Here is a 20,832-nt window from a genome sequence, read left to right as displayed (position 1 = left end):
TTTTATGCCCTTTTCCTTCCTCAATTATAATATTTTCATTGTAAAGCACTCTTTTTTTTACGATCTTAATTATAAGTCTACTTCAATAATTCCTGATTTATTTTGGTAATCTACCAACCAAATTTCTAGTAATTACGTGCTGTGTTTTATAAGAATTAAAATATGAAAACGCTAAAAAATTTCTCTCTTGTTTTTCTTCTTGGCTTATGGGCACATACAGGATGGGCTCAAGCTCAGGAAGATGTAAAATGGTATACAAACTATAACGAAGCGCTTACCGAAGCCAAAGCAGAGCATAAGCAGGTACTTATAAGCTTTGCAGGTTCTGACTGGTGCAAGCCATGCATCAAGCTTACTAAGGAAGTATTTGAAGACCCAAAATTCAAAGATTACGCAAAGGAAAACCTGGTTTTAATGCTAGCGGATTTCCCTCGCCTCAGAAAAAATCAGCCTGATAAAGAACAGATAAAAGCCAATGAAGCTCTGGCTGAAAAATACAATAAGGCAGGTTCATTTCCTCTGGTAGTACTTATAGATGCCGATGAGCATGTCATTACTCAAACAGGCTACCAGGCAGGTGGCAGTGATAACTTTATCAGTTTTCTAGAAAAAGCAACAGACAAATAGTGACAAGGCTTATATTATTGCTCATTATTAGTGCAGTATTTTCGGCTAATGCACAGAATCAGGCCCATAAAAAAGTGCTTAAGCTCATGGGTTCTCGTTTTGAAATTACCGCCGTTTCTAGTGATGAAGCCCTGGCCTGGAAAAGTATTGATGCCTGTATTGAAGAAATAACCAGGATAGAAAAGATAATCTCCTCCTGGGATGAAAACTCACAGACAGCCGAAATTAACAGAAATGCCGGTATCAAGCCCGTGGTTGTAGATGAAGAACTCTTTAACTTAATAGGCAGAGCAAAAAAAATCTCTAACCTAACCGATGGTGCTTTTGATATCTCATATGCTTCTGTAGACAAAATTTGGAAGTTTGATGGCTCTATGAAAGGACTTCCTTCAGCGGAGGAAGTTGCCGCATCAGTAGCCAAAATTGATTACAAAAACATTATTCTAAATACTGATGATCATTCAGTATTTCTGAAAGAGCCCGGTATGAAAATCGGGTTTGGTGCTATAGGTAAAGGTTACGCGGCTAACCGAGGCAGAGAAATTATGAAAGCCATGGGCATATCCAGCGGCATAGTAAATGCCAGCGGCGATCTGCTTACCTGGGGCAAGGAAGCAGATGGCAGCGAATGGAGCATTGGCATAGCAGATCCTAAAAATAAAAGAAGTGTTATGGCCTGGCTGGCTGTAGGTGAAATGGCAGTAGTCACTTCTGGCAATTATGAAAAATTTATAGAAGTAGAGGGCAAGCGCTATAGTCATATTATAGATCCGCGTACGGGCTACCCGGTGCAAGGTCTTAAGAGTGTCACTATTATTTGTCCTGACGCCGAGCTTTCTGATGCCTTGGCCACTTCTGTTTTTGTATTAGGAAAAGAAAAAGGACTTGCCCTTATCAATCAGTTAAAAGGAATAGAATGCTTTTTAGTAGATGATAAGGATGAGCTTAGCTATTCGAAAAACTTGAAATTAAATTATTATAAAAACGGTGTAGCTCCTTCAGCAGATGCTACACAAGTGAATATTGGTCATGAAGCAAATTAAAATAATATTTTGGTACGCCCTGCTTCTTGTGGCAGGAGGATTATTGCAAAGCTGTGTATCCGTGGCTGCTTATCAAAAGGTATATCTTAATGATGAGAACATGGAGCTTAACTCCAGAAAAGTGGAGGTTTTCGAAACTAATTTTGAAGCTTACAGAGAAGGAGCTTCTGGTGCTAATGGTGGTAAAACTGGTGGCGGATGCGGATGCAACTAACATATAAACTATTAGCAATAGCCCTTTTGTTATCAACAGGGCTATATGCGCAAGAATCTTCTGATATTGGTAATAATGAAGCTAAAGCGCTTAACGAAACAGAAATAAACTTTCTATTTAACTACTATGAGCAAGATGGTGATAATGCCGCTGTAACAGGAGGTAGAGGTACTGAAGAACTAACGAACGTGGCTCCCGCAGTAATTATCAATATTCCTATTGATACAAGCAGAACGCTTTCTACCTACTTTGGATTTGATAATTATTCGTCAGCTTCTACGGATAACATAGATAATAATGTGTCATCAGCCTCTAGCTCTGATACGCGTTATTATGTAAATGCCACCTATTCTAAAACCAATGCTAAGCAATCTACTTACAGCGTAAAAGCAGGTTTTTCACAAGAATATGATTACACCTCTATTTCTGCTGGCTTAGGATGGGCAAAAGAGTTTAATAATCAGAATACTGAGATTAACCTATCAGGCTTAGCTTATTTTGATACCTGGAAGCTTTTATACCCAATTGAACTAAGAACAGGAGAAAAGCTGGTAGATACAGACCAGAGAAAATCATTTAACTTCTCTGCCACGTTAGCACAGGTAATCAGTAAGCGGCTACAAGCGTCACTTTCATTAGAGTATGTCTACCAGAGCGGCTTGCTCTCTACTCCGTTTCATAGGGTTTATTTTAATGATGGAATTAATAATCCACAACTAAAAGACAGAGCAGTAGAAACACTTCCTGATTCAAGATCTAAGTTTCCTGTTGGCCTTAGAGTTAACTATTACCTCAGTGACTTGATCATTCTAAGAGGTTACTACCGGTATTACCATGATGATTTTGATATTGATGCTCATACTATGAACTTGGAGGTACCCGTAAAAGTAGCTCAATTCTTCACGGTTTATCCCTTTTTCAGATACCATACTCAAACGGCTTCAAAGTATTTTGCTCCTTATGGAGTTCATGAAAGAAGTGAAGAATTCTACTCATCAGACTATGACTTGTCAGCGCTAAGCAGTACTTCTTTGGGGCTTGGACTTAAATATTCTCCATTATATGGATTAGCAAGATTTAAAGGCCCATTCTCTAAGAAAACTGGTAGAATTACGAGCTTCAAAAGTGTGGATGTCAGGTTTGCTGATTATACCCGTACTGGAGATAACCCTGACGGAGGTGGTGACTTAGATGCTTATTCAATAAGCTTTGAGTTTACCTTTGTATTCTAAGTGTCAAAACATAAAAATAGTAGCGATCTTAAACTATTGTAACTTATTTATGTTAACTAAAGTAGATTTTACATAAATCCCTTTTAACCCTATGAAAAAAGGGCACATGTTTTGTTACAAAGACATAAAAGAGATTCCACTAGTTATATTAATGAAAATAGCCGTCTGGATTAGTTCCCCAGACGGCTTTGTTGTTATTGGAGATTAGAGGTTAATTGTTATTCGAAATTATAGGTTAATCCCAAAGAGCCATAAGCAGATAAGCCAAAGTAATAGGTAGCATCCACCCATAGGCTTTTGAGTTTTCTTTCGTTAAGCTGAGCTGTTCTCATAGCACTAATACCCAGAACCAATGGCATAGATAAATGATTTCCTAATTTCAGCTCTGGCTTAAAACCTGTAACTATATACTGATGCGTAAACATCTGCTCATCGTCAAATTCATTAACCATGGCCAGCTGCCCATCTACCGCCACCACGTAGCTAAGCTTGAGCTTAGGGCTTGCTTCATAAGCGACGGAAATATCCACGCCTTCCAGCATGGATACATCAATTGTATATTTACCTTCTTTGGTCCATTTTAAGTAGAGTGCAGGAAATAACATGGGATAACCAAATGAATTATTAATAGCAGCTCCTACCCCTAAATCCAGGTTAGGATTAATATGTCTGATGAATAAGGCAGCAGTATTAAGCAAAATTTGATTTCCTCTTAGGTCATCCAGATTGGGTGATGTGGCATAAACACCCACTCCCAACATACTGATAAGTGTCCATTTATCATTCAGGTCTCTTAAATTAAAAACACCAACACCCATGTTAGTAATCTCATCAATTACTAATGGCTGATTGAAATGATGATTATTCAATGCCGCATAAGCCGTATTAAAGGTTAAGCCCCAAATATTTTTCTTATCCTCCTCCACTTTTATAGAAAGTGGAATTTTAGCAGCCAACTGATAAACCATAGCGCTCCCTTCGCTGTCTCCTACTCTGTGCCCGTCATCATCATCACTGTAGCGGTAATGTGATTTGCTGAAATACTCTGTCTTAATGTTCACCTGCGCCCAACTCGTGCCTGCTGAAGCAAATAGAGCTACAAATAATGCTGTTTTAATGAAATTCATCTGGTGTATAATTTAATGATGACTTCAAAGCTGCATGAACCATTTTGGTTTATAAGAATCTTTTTGACCAGTTGCAGCCTGCCTTTGACCAACTGCTTACCGAATGAAATTTTATACTGTAGTTTTGCAATATGAATAGAGATTTGACTAAAAACAGCCATCTCATTATATCCGGTTATTGGATATTACTTTTAGTGGTATTTATCATCCAAGTATACCCTCAAACCAATTCCTTTATAGAGACATTACTCTTTTCTCTATGCATCACTATAAGCATATACCCTGTCTCTACCTGGCTCAGTGGCAGCCTACTTATGCAGGCATTAAATGAAAAACGGCTACTAAAATTTGCCTTCTTTTTTGTATTGCTATCAATAATTGTAGCTGGTATTTTCATACTCTATCTCCTTCTTTTTAGTTTTCTTGAAGCCCGTCAATACTTTCCTCAATCAGAGTATTTTGAGATAGTTTCTGAGCCGTGGTTCGCCACTTATAGTGTGCTTTCGGCAGGTATATTTATTAACTTATGTATCTGCGGGTTGCGGTTTTTAATAGAGTACATCAAATCACAAAAAAGCCTGCATGAATATCAGTTACAAAGTTTAAAGCATCAGGTAACACCACATTTTATGTTTAATGTATTGAATCACATTCATGTGCTTATGCAGGAAAACGTAGACCATGCTTCAGACCTACTTATACAGTATTCTGACATATTAAGGTATCAGCTATATAAAGGCAATGAAGAAACTGTGCTGGTACAAGAGGAAGTAGATTTTCTGAAAAGCTTTATTAACGTAGAGCAGCTTAGGTGGGAAGAAAAAGTGCATGTTTCTGCAGACTGGAACATTGAAAACCCAACTCAGCAAATCCCGGCACTCCTTTTTATTATTTTTATTGAAAATGCCTTTAAATACGTAAATAAGGAAACTGCTAACCCTGGTGATATTCGATTACATTTACGCAGCTCAGCAGAAAAAATTGATTTTTGGATTAAAAACTCCATTAATCCAACTCCGCAAAAAAGCTCACAAAGCCAGGGACTTGGTTTAAAAAATATTAAAGCCAGGCTTAACATTTTGTTTCCTCAACGGCATATTTTAACTATTAAAAAGTCTGACATGGATTTTCAGGTATATCTAACTATTAAATTAACAAAATGAGTGAAGTAATGAAATGCCTTGTAGTAGATGATGAGGCCATAGCCGCCAGGGGCATGGTTAATTATATTAATAGAACAGACTACCTCAAGCTGGCTCGAAGCTGTGATTCTGCTCAGGCAGCCTATGATACCTTGCAGCAAGAAAACATTGACCTCATGTTTCTGGATATCAATATGCCTGAGCAAACGGGCATAGAGCTGCTACAGTCTTTGCCCAATGCTCCACTTACCATATTTACTACCGCTTACGCCGAATATGCACTAGAAGCCTTTAATCTTCATGTAGTAGATTACTTAATGAAGCCTATTGCTTATAATCGTTTTACAATAGCCTGTGAAAAAGCCAGGTCTCTTTTCCAATCACAAAACAATGCTTTAGCACCTCAATCTATAGACAATAACCTGCGGTACATCAGACAAGGAGATAGCTTTATTAAAATTCATTGGTCTGAAATTTTGTATGTAGAGGCCATGCAAAATTATCTCAAACTTCATTTTAAAGATCAGGTGTTTACTATTCATCAAACCATGAACTCGATTGAAGAGAGCTTGCCTGTAAGCCATTTTTTCCGGGTTCACCGCTCTTACCTTATTAATGTAACTGCAATTGAATCTATTACAGGTAATATGCTTACTATTAAAGGGAGTATGATTCCTATTTCGCGCCAGCGAAAAGATGATTTAATACAGAATATAGTACTAAAAAAGCTGCTGAGTAAATAGAGTGTGTGTTTGAGAGGGGCAAAATAAAAAAGGCTGCCCCGTGCTTGGCAGCCTTTTAGCGCTAAAAAACTCTTAGAATTTATAGCGATCCACTAGTTGAAATCTTCTGCTTACTTTGTGGTAAGCTTCTGGTTAACCAACCTCTTCTGCTGGCCGTAGCTATGGCATACGGAGTAATCCAGAAAAGAGAGAAGGTATAGAATATACTGTAGGGATATGCCCACATAGATTCAAATACATTTTTATGTCTGGTTGCATGAAATATGGCCTGTATACTTGAGAATACCGCGATACTCATTAACGTAGAGCTTAAGAATAAAAGTGGGTGAGTAAACACAAATAACAGCATTAATGTAACCATAGGATAAGATAATAAGATCTTTAACCACTGATTAAGTAATAATATACGTGTTCCTAATTTTGGTCCTTTACGGAAGTTAGTGAAAGCGAATTTACTCATCATAATGTTTTCACGAACGTTACTTCTCTCCCATCTGATAAACATTTTATAAAGGTTTTGATATCTCTCCGGAGTGTTAGTATACACATAAGCATCTCTCTGGAAAAATACTTTAAAACCTTGCTTCAGTATCATGTTAGTCATGGCTCTGTCTTCACCTATGTCAGAAGGTTGCCCCATAAATTTCTGATTGATCCAGTCGTTAAGGCAAGTCATTACTGCTTTACCGCGGTAAGCGGCCAAGGCACCCGGTGTACAAAGCACTGATCCTAATCTACTCTGTGCTGATCTTACAAACTCAAAGCTAAAAGTGAAGCTCACATTAAGCATTCTTGGTATAAGCGCCTTTTTGTTATTAAGCACTCTTACGTTACCAGCCACAGCGCCACATTCTTTATTTACTACAAATGGGCTCACCATATTTCTTAGCGTATCTTCTCTTACTACAGAATCACTATCTACAGTAACAAACACTTCTCCTTTAGCTAAGTGGAAACCTCTGTACAGTGCATGTCTCTTTCCTTTGTTTTGTGGTTGCTGATAGATAGCTACACGATCACCTAACTCTGCTTTGGCCTTTTGCATCCATTCCCAGGTATCATCCTGACTTCCGTCATCTATAGCTATTAGCTGAAGTTTCTCTTTAGGGAAATCACTGTTGGCCAAACTCTTTAAGGTTTGCCAAACCAACTCTCCTTCATTATATGCGGGCACTATTACCGTAGTAGTAGGCAATAAATCATCAGAAACCGATTTAATGGGTTTATATTTTAAATAGAGCACTAAAATGTAAAGTAAGAAACTGATTTTTAACGTCAGTAGAGTAATTCCTAATCCGGTAAGCACCATTCCCCATGAGGTATTCATTCTTTCAAAATGTAGGGTTTCAAAGTGCGGTTCCAATAAATACACCAGGTAAACTGAACCTGCCAAAAGCAGGAAGGTACCAATAAGTATTAAATAGGCAGATGGTGTAGTTACAACTTTTTTCAGGCTTGCTTTTTCCTTCTCTGTCTTCTCTTGTCCCTCGGCTGTGTTAGTACCACTCGCCGTATATATACTATCTCTTACGCTCATTTTATTCGACCATTTAAATACAATTTTTTTAATTTATCTGCGTTTTCTTACCTGTACTACTTGGGTATTCAGGTATGAACTCATGGTAATTAATAACCAGAAGTAGTGGGTAAGAAAGGTTGTGATATCCTTTGTACAGACTATTGCCAAACATCAAGCCATAGCCGCAATGGTGCTTTTAAGCGTGTTTTTGTCGATTTGACACAATAAAGAGTGCGGCGTTCCCCATCAAACTGTAGGAAAGTACAACATACTGCAAAAGACGGTTGATACCTACATTTGTAACTGGTAGGAAAAAATTGAAGATAATTAGAAATTGAGGTGAGTAATTCTTACTTACTTTTCAGTTAAGCTTGCATTAAACTAAGAAGTGTCATTATAATGAATAGCCACTCTATTTATAAGTCTTAACGCTCGATTTTCAATCTCCTCAGGAGACTGATCGATTTTATCTATTTGCATTAAAAGATCATGCAATAAGTCTGTCAGGCTAAGATAATTGAATTCATTAGGTGTGATATATCGCATATGCCAGTTGGCAAAGAATCTCTCTGTTAGCTCTGGTAAATAAATAATACTCTGTACTTCGTGGCGGTTATCCTGTGTAATGTCATTCATTAAACTCATCACAGCTGTTTTCTCCCCTTCCAGATATTGCAAAAAATCTCCATTCTTAAATTGCAAAAAGCCTGATATCATTAATTCCTCATTTCTAGCATTGGCCTTATTAGATAATTCAAATAACTGATCGGGGCTAAAGTTTTGGGTGGCTTTACTCTTATAGATTAATGAAAATACGGGAGTGGCTGACATAAGTATAGGTTGATTAAAAACAAGATAGATACTACACGTAGTTTATCCAATATAAATCATTTTATTTTTCATTATTATAACTTTATATATCAATTTGTAAAGCAATTAATTTCCCTTATCTCTTTAATTATCATTTTCATCAGTCATTTTTCCCAATCCATAAAACCAGATTTATCTGGCCCACAAAGGAAATAAATATACATAGCTGCCTCTACAGGCATCACCATAAGCACTAAACTATTACACCCTCACACCGTTTCATAAGGAAACATTAAACAAGGATTTTATGAATATAAAAACTATAATAGGAGTTGTATCCCTATCTATTTGTACTATAATAACAACTAGCTGTCAAAACGATTCTACTAGTCACAATTCTAATGATGTCATTTTTGAAAAAGGCGAACTGGCTCCTTCAGAGAAATTTGTGGGTAATGTTTATATGAATGTTCTGGTGCCAGTAGATTCTATTTACACCATGAAATCTGGCAGTGTTACGTTTGAGGCTGGAGCCCGCACAAACTGGCACCTCCACCCCAGCGGACAGATTTTAATGGTTACTGATGGCGTTGGCTATCATCAAATTAAAGGCAGAGAAAGGGAAGTGATTAAAAAAGGCGATGTAATCCGTATCCCTCCGAACGTATTTCATTGGCATGGAGCTTCAGAAGAATATGAGATGACACACCTATTTATGGTTCCTAATATTGATAAAGGCCTTACCGAGTGGCAAGACCCTGTTACTGATCAGGAGTATAAAGGAAAGTAATCAGGACAATGCTTGCGGCGAAGGAGGATCTGAAGGCCTGCTACGATCTTGGGGAAGTTCTACAAACTCCTGATCATCAGTAGGAGGCAATTTTATTCTTCCTTCCTGCCAGTCTGCCTTAGCCTGTTCTATACGCTCTTTACGTGAAGAGACAAAATTCCACCATATATAGCGCTCTCCTAAGGGCTCTCCTCCAAGCATCATAATTACGCTATCTTCATAGGCTCTAATTCCCGGGTCATTATCTTCACCAAAAACTAACATTTGGCCCTTTCCATACTTCCTACCTGATATTTCCAAAGTTCCTTGTGCTATATAAATAGCTCTTTCTGAGTGCTCACGAGGCAAACCAAACATAGTGCCTTTATCTAACTTTACATGTAGGTAAAATAACGGGCTATGGGTTTTCACATCATTTTTCAATCCATAAGCATTACCTGCTATCAATCGCATCCATATACCTTTATCATCATATTCTGGTAATTGACCAGGTTGATAGTTATTAAATGCAGGGTCAATTTCTTCATATTTTTCTGGTAAGGCTACCCAGGTTTGTAACATCTCCAATGAAGTACCAGCCAGTGCGGCCGGATTTTCAAATCGCTCAGAATGGCTAATGCCTTTGCCAGCGGTCATCCAATTAACAGCCCCGGGTTTTATGATCTGCTCCACGCCCAGACTATCTCTATGCATTACTTCACCATTAAAAAGATAGGTAACGGTAGACAGACCGATATGAGGGTGCGGTAGCACATCCATATCAGTTATAGAAGGAGCTGCTGCCAGTTGCACAGGGCCAGCATGATCCATGAAAATAAATGGGCCCACCATTCGCTTTTTTCTGAAAGGCAGTATTCTTCGAACCTCCATAGCAGTACTAATGGAAGCTTTTCTGGCTTCAATGACCATATCCAACATAAGCAGTATTATTTTAGGTTATAATATAATATAACGGAATATTCAGCTAGTGGTTAATATCTGGCCAGAAACAGAAAGCCCTAACCACGTGACTGGTCAGGGCTTTTAGCAACTTACTATTTAAACTATTAATCTAATCCTCTTTTGAATTCAATGATTTTAAAAATGCTATAAGATCAGCACTTTCATATACACCTGTCTCATAATCAGCTCCAAATGAGATGATTTGTCCTGCCTTACCATCAGTATTAGGAGCCAAATCAAGCGCCACATAATTACCTCCTACCAGATCAAAGAAAGGTATCCAATACGGAGTAGTATAAAGTGGCAAAACTTTATCTACTTCCACATATTCATCATATAACTCTTCCTGGGTCCAATCTTCATAAATCATTTTCCATTCTTTCCACTGCTTAAGCACTTCTTCTGGAGATAAAAAGGCAGACTTTTCTACGCCATTATGCAAAGTGAAGAAGTCCTTTAAAATAGCAGGAAACGGATAGCCCGCCAGCTTTTCAAATTCAGCATATATTTCCTCATTATCTTTAGGTGGAATAATAGAGAGCTTTTCAGCGGTTATCACTTCATTAAAAGCCTGAGCTAATTCTTCCATTGAATAAGTGGTAGGTGCTGGCTGCACATAAGGAGCTATAAAATCAGCCTTTTCCTTTTCTAAAGCTTCTCTGTTAAATTCATTAGGCGATTTTTTAATTAAACTGGCACCAGTATCTGTTACCACCATATTGTTAATTCTCAGATCTAGCGGACTCCTGCTAATACCATTTCCTGAGAAATTGTATAACCATGCCTTCTTCCCATCATCTGGGTCATCACCAGCTATAACCAGATGAGCCCATTCTACAAACACTTGATTTTTATTTATTTTGAATGGTAAAATTTTGCGGTTGGCCAAGTAGGCAAAACCAAAAAATTCTCCTTCTTCAAGACTTTCTGGAGTAATAAATAATAGCATGAGCACATCATTACCTGTTGCTGTGCTAATCGCTTCTAAAAGGTTATCCTTAAAGGTGAAATCATTCTCTATATCTTCAGGATCTTCAATAGGCGTGAAATTATTTACCGGCAATGCTGCAAAATTTACATTATCCCACTGTAACCCTTTCAATTCATCATTATAATCAAGTATATAATCCTTCATATTTTACTGTTGATATTAGAAATTTGCTTTTGTAAAGATAAAAACCGCAAATCCTAAAAAAGTCACTGAATACAGTGATTTAGCAGTAATAGAAATAATGATTTTCTGGCAATAGCAGCATTAATAGCCTATTTTTTGTTGATTTACAATGACCCCAATCAGGGCCAACCGTAATTTTTTGCTTTAGCAAACATGATTGACATCAGTTACTCTGAAATTTGACCTTTGTATATTGACCGTTTGCTTACCCATAGTTAACTTAGTTCGAAATGCAGCTATACTACTGTTCTACTTCAAGCTGCAAAAATTTAATTTGAAATAAACGCCAAAAGCCATGAAAAGAGTGCTATCATCTATGGTTTTGAGTCTACTGGTAAGTCTATCATTTGCTCAAAATATCCCTCAACCAGAATTTAGTGAAGTGCCATATTACTGGAATAAAAGTAATAGCCAACTGACCATGCTCGCCAAAGAAACGGCTGACATAAAATTCGGCATGTGCTCTGGTTTAATTTTCGAAGGTCATGCTTCAAAAACTCAAATATCAGCTGACAATATCTCTTTATTGTTTCAGTCTAAACATCCGCTAATAAGTACCATGAAGGTCTATAAGCTTAAGCAGAAGAAAAAAAGAAGAAAGACTACTGTGGCCAACCTTCGCTTTGGTGGATTAAATGTGCATGATGAAAACCTCGTAGACTTTAATATTAAAAACCTGGATGGTGATGTTTATGAAATAGTCTTTAGCCAACCTCTGGCAAAAGGCGAATACGCAATCACCAATGGGGTAGCTTCATTTACCTTTGCTGTAAAATAAATTGCACAAAAAGCTGTGTTTCTGTACTATGCGAGTTGGTAACTTGTACGCCATCGCTGTTTCTTAATTTTTTACAGAATGAAAAAAGCATTTTTTTTGGTATTACTGCTAACAGTAGTAGCCAATGGCCTTTATGCAAAAAAAGTCAAAGGCCTCATTAAATATAATGATCACACAGAAGAGGTTACTCTGAAAATTCCTGCTGGTCTCTTCGGAAACAACCCTCAATATGTTAGGCTTCAAGATGGGGTCAGGTACATAAATACTGATGGTGTAACCAAAACTTTAAAACCCTCCGAAGCTGAAGCAGTTAAGTTCTCTATCAAGGGTGAAACTATTGTGTTGGTATCAGTAGAAAACACTATTAATAAGCGGGCTGTTTATAACTTTAACAGAGATTCACACCTCTTTTTAAAGTTAGTTCTTAATGGCGAATTAAGACTATACGATTATTATACTGAGAAACATACTCCAGCTACTGATCAAAAGACTGGTACCATCAGCATAAAGCAGGAGTACTTACTAAAACTGCCGGATTCTCCTCTGAAAAATCTTAAAACAATTGGCTTTAGAAAAGACATGATGGAATACTTCAGCTATTGTCCTGAATTAGTGGAAATGCTAGAAACTAGAACCTTACGTAAAAAAGACATAGAAGCCATAGTAGAGTTTTACAACCAGAAATGTAGTAATTAGGTACTTAACAGTTGTGTAAAAGCAGCCGATATGAAACAAAGTAGAAAAGTTGAAGTTTTTTCCCATAACAGGCTTATAGGGACTAGTGAGTTGGAAGTGACAGAAGAGAGCATGGGTATACTATTTGGCAGCTTTGTACCAACGGCTCATTATTTTGATATTAGAGACACCATTTGGAAGTTTCATCACTCTGAAGATGAAGAGAATTTTTTAAACTTAAAGAACCTAAGGCTCAATGCTCAGCTCGATTGTGGTTGCTTTCTTTACCCTCTTGGAGGTTTTTTGATATTTGATATGGAAGACCTACCCGAAAAAGAAATTCAATTTGAAGCCGCAGGAGTGTTTAGACACATTGTAATTGATTGTTTCCTCAACTCTCCACCTACGCTTAAGCTCAGTAGCCCCTGGGAGCCTGTTAAAATAGAGCAGAAGATTTCTTTTGAAGATGAACTCTCCAGAGAGCTCTCACCCGATCATCCGCTGGCTGAGTATGAATATAGCGCCGTAGCCTCCTCTACTGACAGTGATGATGTACTATATGCCATACATAAGCCCGGTGATGATGTTTATGACTATGCCATAGTACACCTTACCTGGAGCAGCAAGCAAGAAAGTGACACCGCTTACCCCAGAGTAAAATTCTATAAAGAGTTTGAAGAGATTGAAGTGGTTTAGGTTGGTGCGGGCAGCTATCGATTTCAGGGTTTAAGAATATATTCCTATTAAATTAAAGTTGATCACAAGGTTATTTAGTGGTGAAGTCAGCAAAAGGAGCCATACATATGACCTTAAAACCATCCGAAATTTTCATTGACGTTCTCATCTTTGAAAACATGCTATAATCACCGAATAATGAGTATGATACAACTGAAAATCAGCGACAATATGGCTGAATTCAGGGATGCCGATCATGGCTTTGATGATTAATTTTGTTCTAAACAAATTAATTAAATGATGTCTGAAAATAACGTAATAGAACGAATAGAATTAACCCTTCATAAAGATCAGAATACCCAAAAAACTTATGTGCTCCGACAGTGTGATATAAGCTTTTCCATGGGTTATGCGATGGATGAAGAATCTAACCCCCTGATTGATGCTCACATGTCAGGATCTACCAATGCCATGCCGGATAACCTATTTCTAAATTGGGTAGCCAATAGCGCAGGAGAATGGTTTGGTGAAGTAAAGGTTTACTATGAAAACCAGGAAAACCCTCAAGTAAGCTTAAGTTTTAATAAATCGACTATTAATAGTTATAGTCAGTCTTTTGCAGAAGGCAGCGCTTTTGGGCAAGAGGGGTACTTTGCGGTTAATTTAAAAGGAGTGACTATTAATGAAGTAAAAATGAGCTAATAGATCATTTGATGATATATTGAAGATGCTGATTTAATGAAAAGTCAGCATCTTCAAATTGTTTATTCTCCACAAGTTTTATTATAGTCTTCAATTACCAGAAGACGTACTTTATCTCTAAATGCTGTCTTGTTTATAAATTTATTAAATCCTGAATTACTATTCTCGTCACCAATAGCCTTGTATTCATTATTCTTATATTTCTCTACCACTGCAGGACAATCACTTAGCTCCTTCTCCACGTTAAGGTTCTCAACCAGTCTAATTTTATCTTCTGTCTGATACACCAAGTTTGGCTCTTTACTATCTAAATATGATTGTCTCATGGCAGAAACCTCTCCCATAGACATAGGACTTGAATAATGATAGAATAAAGATATTTTATCATCTGTAATTTTTCTCATAAACATCTTCTTCGGAATCATAGATGTTCCTACTCCAGTTAAATCAGCATATTTAACACTTTCAAAAACCAATGAGTCTCCCTCATATGGATAATAGATATAGCCATCTATATCTTTGGCATCATACTTCTCGTAGTCCTTGTTCTTTATCTTTTCCTTTTCTTCAAACACATCCTTAGGTACAAAACGTATGGCAGATTGATAACTCCATGGTGCATCATAAATTTGATCATCAAAATAAGTAGTACCTTTCTCCCTTATATACCCTTCAACTCTTTTACCCTTAATAATAACAACTCCATGAGTAACGTCCTCATAGTCCATTTTCTCATCAAGTTGTGAGAACCCAGGTATCGACAATAGCATAACACCTAAAGCAAGTACAAATTTTTTCATTTTAAAAAATATTATTATGTAAAAAATACAATTATATGTATTTATTTATCTATAACAATATACTGTCTCTTTTTTTATTTTCTTTTATGCAGAGGTTTTATAGAAGTATAAGAAAGAATTATTAAGTAGCAACCTTCTTATGCTTTAATCAGTAAGCAAAAATTGAAAGAGATCTCCTCATAATTTTCAAACCCCCAAACCTCAGGACTTATCATTCTGAATTACTTGGATGGTCTTTGCGCCAGGGCCATAACTACCCAAAACTGACTGAAAGCTTTCGTTTATAGTAGGCAAAAACGCATTAATTGAAAAATCAGGTAGCTGATCAAGGCAGGTAATCATAAGGTGTTTACTCACAGATAAATGGCCATGATAATGCTTGTCGCAAGTAAGCGCATAATTTAATAGCTGCGGATCAAGCGTTGTGGTTCTAAATTCTCCCTGAAATTCATTAGTTACATTTGCTTCTTGTTCATGATTCTGCAATTGCACCTCCTGCGTATTACTCATAGGGCCATTACCATGGCGCGTTTGGTAGCATCGGGTTACATAATACAAATCTAACTTATGAGTATTTCCAAAATAATGATTTATGAACTCAATAGCATTTTTAGAGGTAGTGTTACTCCAGGTGGTATGTGGGTGAAAGCCATGTCTGGTATCTAACATAATGCCCTGACTTCCTTCAAAAATAAAATGATCAAATGAATTTTGAAGTTCTTCAAAGCTCTTTACAGTATAAAACTCTTCTATCACTTGGCAGCATTGCACATAATCATCTTCATGGTAGGTTTCCAGCTCATTCTTATAGAGTTTCTGCACCTGATCACCCAAAGCATCTACCAGCTTCTGGTAATAGTTCTTTATGCTGGTTAAGCGCTCCTTTACTACCCATTCAAAAGCTAAGTCCTGAGCAAAAAAGTAGACCTCTTCCCTATTTCTTTCTATAGTTGCTCCAAAGCCCAACCCACAAGAGCCATGCTGGTTCTGCTTTTCTATAGCTCTATTATAGGCAATGTCATAAGCTGTAGTAACCATAGCATGCGGATGAAAGAATAAGCGAGGTTGGTACTTTTCCAGATACTTACCCTCCAGTAAAATAGCTGGTGGAAATATGGTGGTATGCTCCGTGTAAAAAGTAGGCACTCCCCTGAAAGTACCTGAACCAAAATTACTGAAGGTATGACTAATATCATCAGTGGTAACGGTGTGCCCCACCTGATGCCCTCCGGAAAAGCGGATTACTAAACTTGAAGATGGGTTTTGGGATGCCAGGTAATCAGTAGTTAAACCTTTACCACAATCTCCAAAACCCAAATCAATTACTATACTACACTGCGGCATTATAGCATATCTTCTATCTCAATATCGTCAAGATTTCTGTCTGTAGCAGTACCGTTAGTGTTGGTGCTACTAGCTCCAGAGCCCTTATGGTGCTGAATTACAACTTCTGCGATTTTCTTTGCAACTGTTCTGAAATCTGGCAACTCTATGAAGTTCTCGCCCAAAAGCTCTTTCCAGTTTCCTTTACGCACATCAGACTTAGAATATTCACTATGCTCCAAGTGCAAGTGAAACACATTATACTTCTCCTGTGCTTCAGCTATAATTTCTTTGGTGGTAACAGTGTGCGCTTCCTTTTCAGAAGTGTACCTTTTAATAATATCAGCCGGTATTTCCGGGAATACAGGTTCATCGCCTATGGTAAATAAAAAGCCCTTTTGCTTTCTTTTTTCCCAGCAATCTATAGCTGTATGCCTTGCGGCGAAAAGGTGAGCCAGGTTATAGCCTTCCTGGTTATTACCTCCACCTCCTCCTTCCAGGTATACTTTAGTAAGCCACCTGTCTAACAGCTCAGCTGATGATTCAAACTGACCTACTTGTAAAGGGGCTGAGTCATAAACAAAATCACCAATTCCTAAAAACAATACTTGCGGATGCTCAATACCAGCCTCCATAAGTGAGCCGATAAGTACCGGTAAAGTTTCCTTTACTATTATCTCTGGTACTCCGCCCATACTGCCTGTTACATCCAGGCCTACTATAATAGAAAGAGACTCAGGATGCTCCTCAGAATCGCGAGATTCTCTGAATGCCACATCCGATGGATCCATTTCTTTATCTATATTTCTAGAAGTAAATATCTCGCTTCTAGACTTTTTAGCATATCCTTTAGACGTACTGAGTCTGGTATATGCCTCATAACTAAATCTTCCTCCACCCATAATTATATTAAGTTTAATTCTTCTCCAAATAAATATTCATAGCGCTTAGTAGCCACTTTAAGCTTGATCTCCAGATTACGGATTTTCACTGCCATTTCCAGATCTTTATCTACATACTGCTGAGCATCAAAGTCAGAAGCCAGTACCAAACTGTTAGCATCAGTAGGGCTCATGTCAAGCATGTTATCCTGATCTCTCTTAAGCCTTTTCAAAAGCAGAGAAAGGTCTTCTACTTTTCTTTTATACATGAGCTGAGCATCTTCTACAATAGACTTTGCTCTGTCATCAAGTATTTTATCATTATTGCGCTTCAGCGAACCAAAAAATGCGCCTTGAGACAAATTATCTTCCATAATTATTTCTTTATTAACAAAGATAACCACAAAACCCATAAAGATGCATCCCCTAATTCAGTGATATTCAGGTATTGAATGCCTCCTCCGAATGACCTCATTCTGTGGTATTATATCAGTAAAAGCTTGTTAGAGTAAACTAGCGTTAAATAAAAAGTATCTATGGCTGACATACTAATTAATTCTTTTTATAGAAACTGTCTGCTTGATCATTTGCTTAAAGAAATGCGCTTCTGCGAGATGATCTATGGTATGATTGATCCTTGTTTTCATATATTCCAGCACTTCAGTGTCATCACTCATTTCATTCTGAAGGTCATTATACCAGTGACGTAAAAGTTTTTGACAATCTGATTGTAAAAATTCTACCTCCTTCCAGGTTTGAGGCTCCTGATCTATTTCTTGTTGGGTAAACCCCTCCTCCTCCAACCTCATTTTTAGATAACTATTAGTATTATAACTCACCGTGAAGTCAAGATCAGCAATAGTGGTGAGTTCGTTAGAAAACTGAAAAGCTATAATATAAATATCTGCCAATTCATCATCTCCCAGCTGCTCAAATGACCTTTTGAGCCACATTCTTATAGTGCTACTATATATGAGCCCCAAATCAGTAGTACCTCCCATTTTTATTCTTCAGCAGCGTTATGCATTGAATTGAGCATTCTTAAACCAGCTATTGCGATACCATTATTTGGGTACTCACTCAGCACGCTTTCGTAATACTTTTTACTTTCGGCTCCTTCTCCTATTTGCGAATAACAAAAGGCAATATTACAAAGTCCCATTTCTCTATAACTCATCTTAGAAGCGCTTAGTAAAGTGATGATCCTGTATTTGTCTATAAGCTTATGCTCAGTAAAATATTTTACGCTCTCTTTAAAGTGCTGAATAGCCTCTTCATACTGATGCTTTTTCACCAAGCTGATCCCTTTTCTATGTGATTTGGCTATGGTGCTTCTCAAAATTCTGGCTATTAGTGCATAGGCTATAGCGGTTATTAAAAAGGCGTATTCTATAATTAAAGGCTTCAAGACAAAATAAATACCGGTAATCAGTAAAAACTGAAATATTAATGAAGGAATAGAAACCTGCTTGGAAACCGGAACTTTGAAAGCCATATTATTGTGGTTTTATTCAATAAAATGAAAGACCAAAAGTAAGGAAGCCATAACATAAAATGATCACTGATATCCGTGATTTTCCAATCTCACAGAAAGAGGCCAAGTGGGTTAACTTTTACTACCTTACCTTTGTAAAAGCATGAGAAGAGTACCGATATTTTTTTATAAAGTCTTGCTGGGGTTATTTTTAACAGTAGGGAGCTATCAGTTTTTACCTGGTCAGTCGGCCTCACCTGAGCCTGACAGCATAGTGTACAAATTAGATAGCCTTTTGCAGGAATACCGAAATTATTCTGAAACCGAGCCGGTAAAGGCTAAGGCTAGTGTAGAGAAACTTATAGAGCTGAGCAGCAAGCATAATCGTGTGATCTATGAAGCACGAGGGCATTACTTTTTATGTTACATTTTTGAAGCTGAAGGCAAAAACAAAGAAGCAATAAAGGAAGGTAAGCTTGCTGAGCAAAAAATAAGAGAGGCCCAAATGGATCGTGGGTTATCGGCTATTTACAACTTACTGGCTATAGCTTATCATAATCTAGGAGATAATGTAAGTGCCATGAACCATTATCTCAAATGCCTGGAATTGGCCAATGAAGAAGATAATCAAATTGAAGCGGGCCATGCTTACGGTAATATTGCCAACTTATATATAGAACAAGAGCAATATGAACGTGCTAAAGATAATCTACAAAGGGCCTATGAAGCCTATCTGGAGGCAAACTACCCTGATGGCATAGTAGCAACTCTCTTTACTATGGCTAACATCCTTAAAGACCAGGGAAATAATGAAAAAGCCAGAAATTATTATGAGCAAATTATAGACTATAGTAAAAAGTCAAACAACCTCATTCAAGAAGCCAATGCGCGTATTAATCTGGGGCAGCTGCTTTTATCAGAGAAAAAGTATAAGGAGGCATTGCCGGTACTCAAGCAAACCTACCAGCTGCTAAAAAAGCTGGGCTTCGTCAGCGATCAGGCCCGGGTGCTTAATGATCTTGGTGTAGCCTGCAAAAACCTGGATATGACTCAGGAGGCAATTGATTATTTTAACCTGGCACTAAAAATAGATGAGACAGAGAGCATCAATGACGCCGTATACATCAACTTATCTGATTTATATGCGAAGCAAAAAAATTATAAAAAGGCCTTTGATCAACTCTCCCGGTCATACACGCTTAAAGACAGCCTTAACAACATAGAAAAAGACAAACACCTGGCTGAGCTACAACAGAAATATGAAACTCAACTCAAAGAGGCTCAAATAGAGATCCTGGAAAAAGAAAAGTCCTTACAAGATGCTAAGCTATTGCAATCAGAATCTGAAGTAGCCAGACAAAAACAATTGAGAAATGCCTTTATCATTGGGTTTGTGCTAGTACTCATTACGCTGGTACTACTTCGCTATTTTTATGTGCAAAGAATGAAAGTACAAAAGCAGCTGGCATCACAAAAGGAAGAGAATGCCAGGCATAAAATCAATGAACTGATAAAGGATTATCGGCTTGATTCTATTAACAAGTATAATGAAGGGCAGCAACAGGAAAGAAAACGCATCGCTCGTGAAATACATGACGGACTGGGTAGTGACCTGGCCAGCCTTAAAATGTCTTTTGAGCATTACATGAGCCAGCAGCATGGTAATAATGCCTTACAAAAAATGCTGTACACTATTCAAAGTATTTATAAAGATCTGCGTAGCATTTCTCATCAGCTACACCCTCCTGCTTTTTCTGATCACGGCTTTTGTGATTTCTTAAATCAGCTGGTGGCTGATAAAATGAATGATGGCAATATAAAAATGAAAGTCATTTGCTTCCCTGAAGAGGAAATAGATGCTTTGCCCGACAGGATATTAGCTGAGGCCTATCGTATAATTCAGGAACTAATTACCAATATCATAAAACATGCTGAAGCCAGCAACAGCGAAATTCAGGTGACCAAACACGAAGACTATATAAACATAGTAGTAAGTGATAATGGAAAAGGCATGCCGAATAAAACTCAAAGCGGTATTGGGCTTAGAAATATTCAAGAACGACTGGAATATCTGGGTGGTCATATAGATATAGACAGCTCTGCCAACGGAACTACCATTAATATAAACATTCCTTTATCTTTGGACGCCACAAACGAATAG

Annotated in this window: 23 protein-coding genes; 12 read left to right on the top strand and 11 right to left on the bottom strand. The window is 37.5% G+C overall.

Features of this window, described 5'->3' with window-relative positions; all coding sequences use genetic code 11:
• The first annotated feature begins 162 nt into the window (after positions 1 to 162).
• The 4 genes from LVD15_RS07895 to LVD15_RS07880 are packed head-to-tail and all read left to right on the top strand — an operon-like array spanning position 163 to position 3,116.
• Entirely contained in the window at positions 163 to 627 is a 465-nt protein-coding gene (locus tag LVD15_RS07895; protein ID WP_233779757.1) for a thioredoxin family protein, read from the top strand.
• Positions 627 to 1,670 (top strand): FAD:protein FMN transferase, encoded by a 1,044-nt coding sequence (locus tag LVD15_RS07890; RefSeq protein WP_233779756.1) that lies wholly within the window; start codon positions 627 to 629, stop codon positions 1,668 to 1,670. Before LVD15_RS07895 ends, LVD15_RS07890 begins: the two co-directional genes overlap by 1 nt.
• Positions 1,657 to 1,884, top strand: a complete 228-nt coding sequence (locus tag LVD15_RS07885) for a DUF4266 domain-containing protein (protein WP_233779755.1) — start codon at positions 1,657 to 1,659, stop codon at positions 1,882 to 1,884. The genes LVD15_RS07890 and LVD15_RS07885 overlap by 14 nt, the downstream gene beginning before the upstream one ends.
• Complete coding sequence (locus LVD15_RS07880) at positions 1,869 to 3,116, top strand: DUF3570 domain-containing protein (protein WP_233779754.1); 1,248 nt, start codon at positions 1,869 to 1,871, stop codon at positions 3,114 to 3,116. The genes LVD15_RS07885 and LVD15_RS07880 overlap by 16 nt, the downstream gene beginning before the upstream one ends.
• Before the next feature lie 218 nt (positions 3,117 to 3,334).
• Here LVD15_RS07880 and LVD15_RS07875 read toward each other — a convergent pair whose 3' ends face one another.
• Positions 3,335 to 4,243, bottom strand: a complete 909-nt coding sequence (locus LVD15_RS07875) for a DUF6268 family outer membrane beta-barrel protein (protein WP_233779753.1) — start codon at positions 4,241 to 4,243, stop codon at positions 3,335 to 3,337.
• Positions 4,244 to 4,374: 131 nt separating this feature from the next.
• On the opposite strand from LVD15_RS07875, the gene LVD15_RS07870 reads away from it, so the two are divergent.
• The gene (locus LVD15_RS07870) at positions 4,375 to 5,406 is read left to right on the top strand and encodes a sensor histidine kinase (RefSeq protein ID WP_233779752.1); all 1,032 of its coding nucleotides are present in this window, start codon (positions 4,375 to 4,377) and stop codon (positions 5,404 to 5,406) included.
• Entirely contained in the window at positions 5,403 to 6,128 is a 726-nt protein-coding gene (locus tag LVD15_RS07865) for a LytR/AlgR family response regulator transcription factor (RefSeq protein ID WP_233779751.1), read from the top strand. Before LVD15_RS07870 ends, LVD15_RS07865 begins: the two co-directional genes overlap by 4 nt.
• A 79-nt stretch (positions 6,129 to 6,207) precedes the next feature.
• Here the strand turns inward: LVD15_RS07865 and LVD15_RS07860 are convergent, their stop codons facing one another.
• Together LVD15_RS07860 and LVD15_RS07855 are read right to left on the bottom strand one after the other, a co-directional pair.
• Positions 6,208 to 7,665 carry a glycosyltransferase family 2 protein gene (locus tag LVD15_RS07860; RefSeq protein WP_233779750.1) on the bottom strand — a complete coding sequence of 486 codons (1,458 nt, stop codon included), beginning with the start codon at positions 7,663 to 7,665 and terminating at the stop codon, positions 6,208 to 6,210.
• Positions 7,666 to 8,028: 363 nt separating this feature from the next.
• A complete protein-coding gene (locus tag LVD15_RS07855; protein WP_233779749.1) occupies positions 8,029 to 8,478 on the bottom strand; it encodes a BLUF domain-containing protein in 450 nt (149 codons plus the stop codon).
• 286 nt (positions 8,479 to 8,764) lie between these two features.
• Between LVD15_RS07855 and LVD15_RS07850 the strand changes: the two genes are divergently transcribed.
• Complete coding sequence (locus LVD15_RS07850; RefSeq protein WP_233779748.1) at positions 8,765 to 9,247, top strand: cupin domain-containing protein; 483 nt, start codon at positions 8,765 to 8,767, stop codon at positions 9,245 to 9,247.
• On the opposite strand, the gene LVD15_RS07845 is transcribed toward LVD15_RS07850, so the two are convergent.
• Both LVD15_RS07845 and LVD15_RS07840 read right to left on the bottom strand, forming a co-directional pair.
• Positions 9,248 to 10,165: a pirin family protein gene (locus LVD15_RS07845; RefSeq protein ID WP_233779747.1), complete on the bottom strand. Its 918-nt coding sequence runs from the start codon at positions 10,163 to 10,165 to the stop codon at positions 9,248 to 9,250.
• A gap of 133 nt (positions 10,166 to 10,298) precedes the next feature.
• Positions 10,299 to 11,324, bottom strand: a complete 1,026-nt coding sequence (locus LVD15_RS07840) for an SMI1/KNR4 family protein (protein WP_233779746.1) — start codon at positions 11,322 to 11,324, stop codon at positions 10,299 to 10,301.
• Between the two features lie 334 nt (positions 11,325 to 11,658).
• Between LVD15_RS07840 and LVD15_RS07835 the strand changes: the two genes are divergently transcribed.
• From LVD15_RS07835 to LVD15_RS07820, 4 genes are all read left to right on the top strand, one after another.
• The gene (locus LVD15_RS07835; protein WP_233779745.1) at positions 11,659 to 12,141 is read left to right on the top strand and encodes a hypothetical protein; all 483 of its coding nucleotides are present in this window, start codon (positions 11,659 to 11,661) and stop codon (positions 12,139 to 12,141) included.
• Positions 12,142 to 12,219: 78 nt separating this feature from the next.
• On the top strand, positions 12,220 to 12,837 hold the full coding sequence (locus tag LVD15_RS07830; RefSeq protein WP_233779744.1) for a hypothetical protein: 618 nt from the start codon (positions 12,220 to 12,222) through the stop codon (positions 12,835 to 12,837).
• A gap of 30 nt (positions 12,838 to 12,867) precedes the next feature.
• Positions 12,868 to 13,512 carry a hypothetical protein gene (locus tag LVD15_RS07825; RefSeq protein WP_233779743.1) on the top strand — a complete coding sequence of 215 codons (645 nt, stop codon included), beginning with the start codon at positions 12,868 to 12,870 and terminating at the stop codon, positions 13,510 to 13,512.
• A gap of 276 nt (positions 13,513 to 13,788) precedes the next feature.
• Positions 13,789 to 14,193 carry a hypothetical protein gene (locus LVD15_RS07820; protein ID WP_233779742.1) on the top strand — a complete coding sequence of 135 codons (405 nt, stop codon included), beginning with the start codon at positions 13,789 to 13,791 and terminating at the stop codon, positions 14,191 to 14,193.
• 62 nt (positions 14,194 to 14,255) lie between these two features.
• Here LVD15_RS07820 and LVD15_RS07815 read toward each other — a convergent pair whose 3' ends face one another.
• The 6 genes from LVD15_RS07815 to LVD15_RS07790 all read right to left on the bottom strand — a co-directional run bounded on the left by LVD15_RS07815 (position 14,256) and on the right by LVD15_RS07790 (position 18,692).
• Positions 14,256 to 14,963 (bottom strand): hypothetical protein, encoded by a 708-nt coding sequence (locus tag LVD15_RS07815; RefSeq protein WP_233779741.1) that lies wholly within the window; start codon positions 14,961 to 14,963, stop codon positions 14,256 to 14,258.
• Between the two features lie 231 nt (positions 14,964 to 15,194).
• Complete coding sequence (locus tag LVD15_RS07810; protein ID WP_233779740.1) at positions 15,195 to 16,337, bottom strand: adenylosuccinate synthetase; 1,143 nt, start codon at positions 16,335 to 16,337, stop codon at positions 15,195 to 15,197.
• Positions 16,337 to 17,218 (bottom strand): hypothetical protein, encoded by an 882-nt coding sequence (locus LVD15_RS07805; protein WP_233779739.1) that lies wholly within the window; start codon positions 17,216 to 17,218, stop codon positions 16,337 to 16,339. Before LVD15_RS07805 ends, LVD15_RS07810 begins: the two co-directional genes overlap by 1 nt.
• Before the next feature lie 2 nt (positions 17,219 to 17,220).
• A complete protein-coding gene (locus LVD15_RS07800; protein ID WP_233779738.1) occupies positions 17,221 to 17,571 on the bottom strand; it encodes a hypothetical protein in 351 nt (116 codons plus the stop codon).
• 174 nt (positions 17,572 to 17,745) lie between these two features.
• Complete coding sequence (locus LVD15_RS07795) at positions 17,746 to 18,198, bottom strand: hypothetical protein (RefSeq protein ID WP_233779737.1); 453 nt, start codon at positions 18,196 to 18,198, stop codon at positions 17,746 to 17,748.
• 2 nt (positions 18,199 to 18,200) lie between these two features.
• A complete protein-coding gene (locus LVD15_RS07790; RefSeq protein ID WP_233779736.1) occupies positions 18,201 to 18,692 on the bottom strand; it encodes a tetratricopeptide repeat protein in 492 nt (163 codons plus the stop codon).
• A gap of 142 nt (positions 18,693 to 18,834) precedes the next feature.
• On the opposite strand from LVD15_RS07790, the gene LVD15_RS07785 reads away from it, so the two are divergent.
• Positions 18,835 to 20,832, top strand: coding sequence for a tetratricopeptide repeat-containing sensor histidine kinase (locus LVD15_RS07785; RefSeq protein WP_233779735.1), 1,998 nt, complete (start codon positions 18,835 to 18,837; stop codon positions 20,830 to 20,832).

The organism is Fulvivirga maritima (genome assembly GCF_021389955.1).
Lineage (GTDB): Bacteria > Bacteroidota > Bacteroidia > Cytophagales > Cyclobacteriaceae > Fulvivirga > Fulvivirga maritima.
The sequence above is the reverse complement of the archived record's forward strand: the minus strand, read 5'-3'. Positions and strand labels throughout refer to the sequence as shown.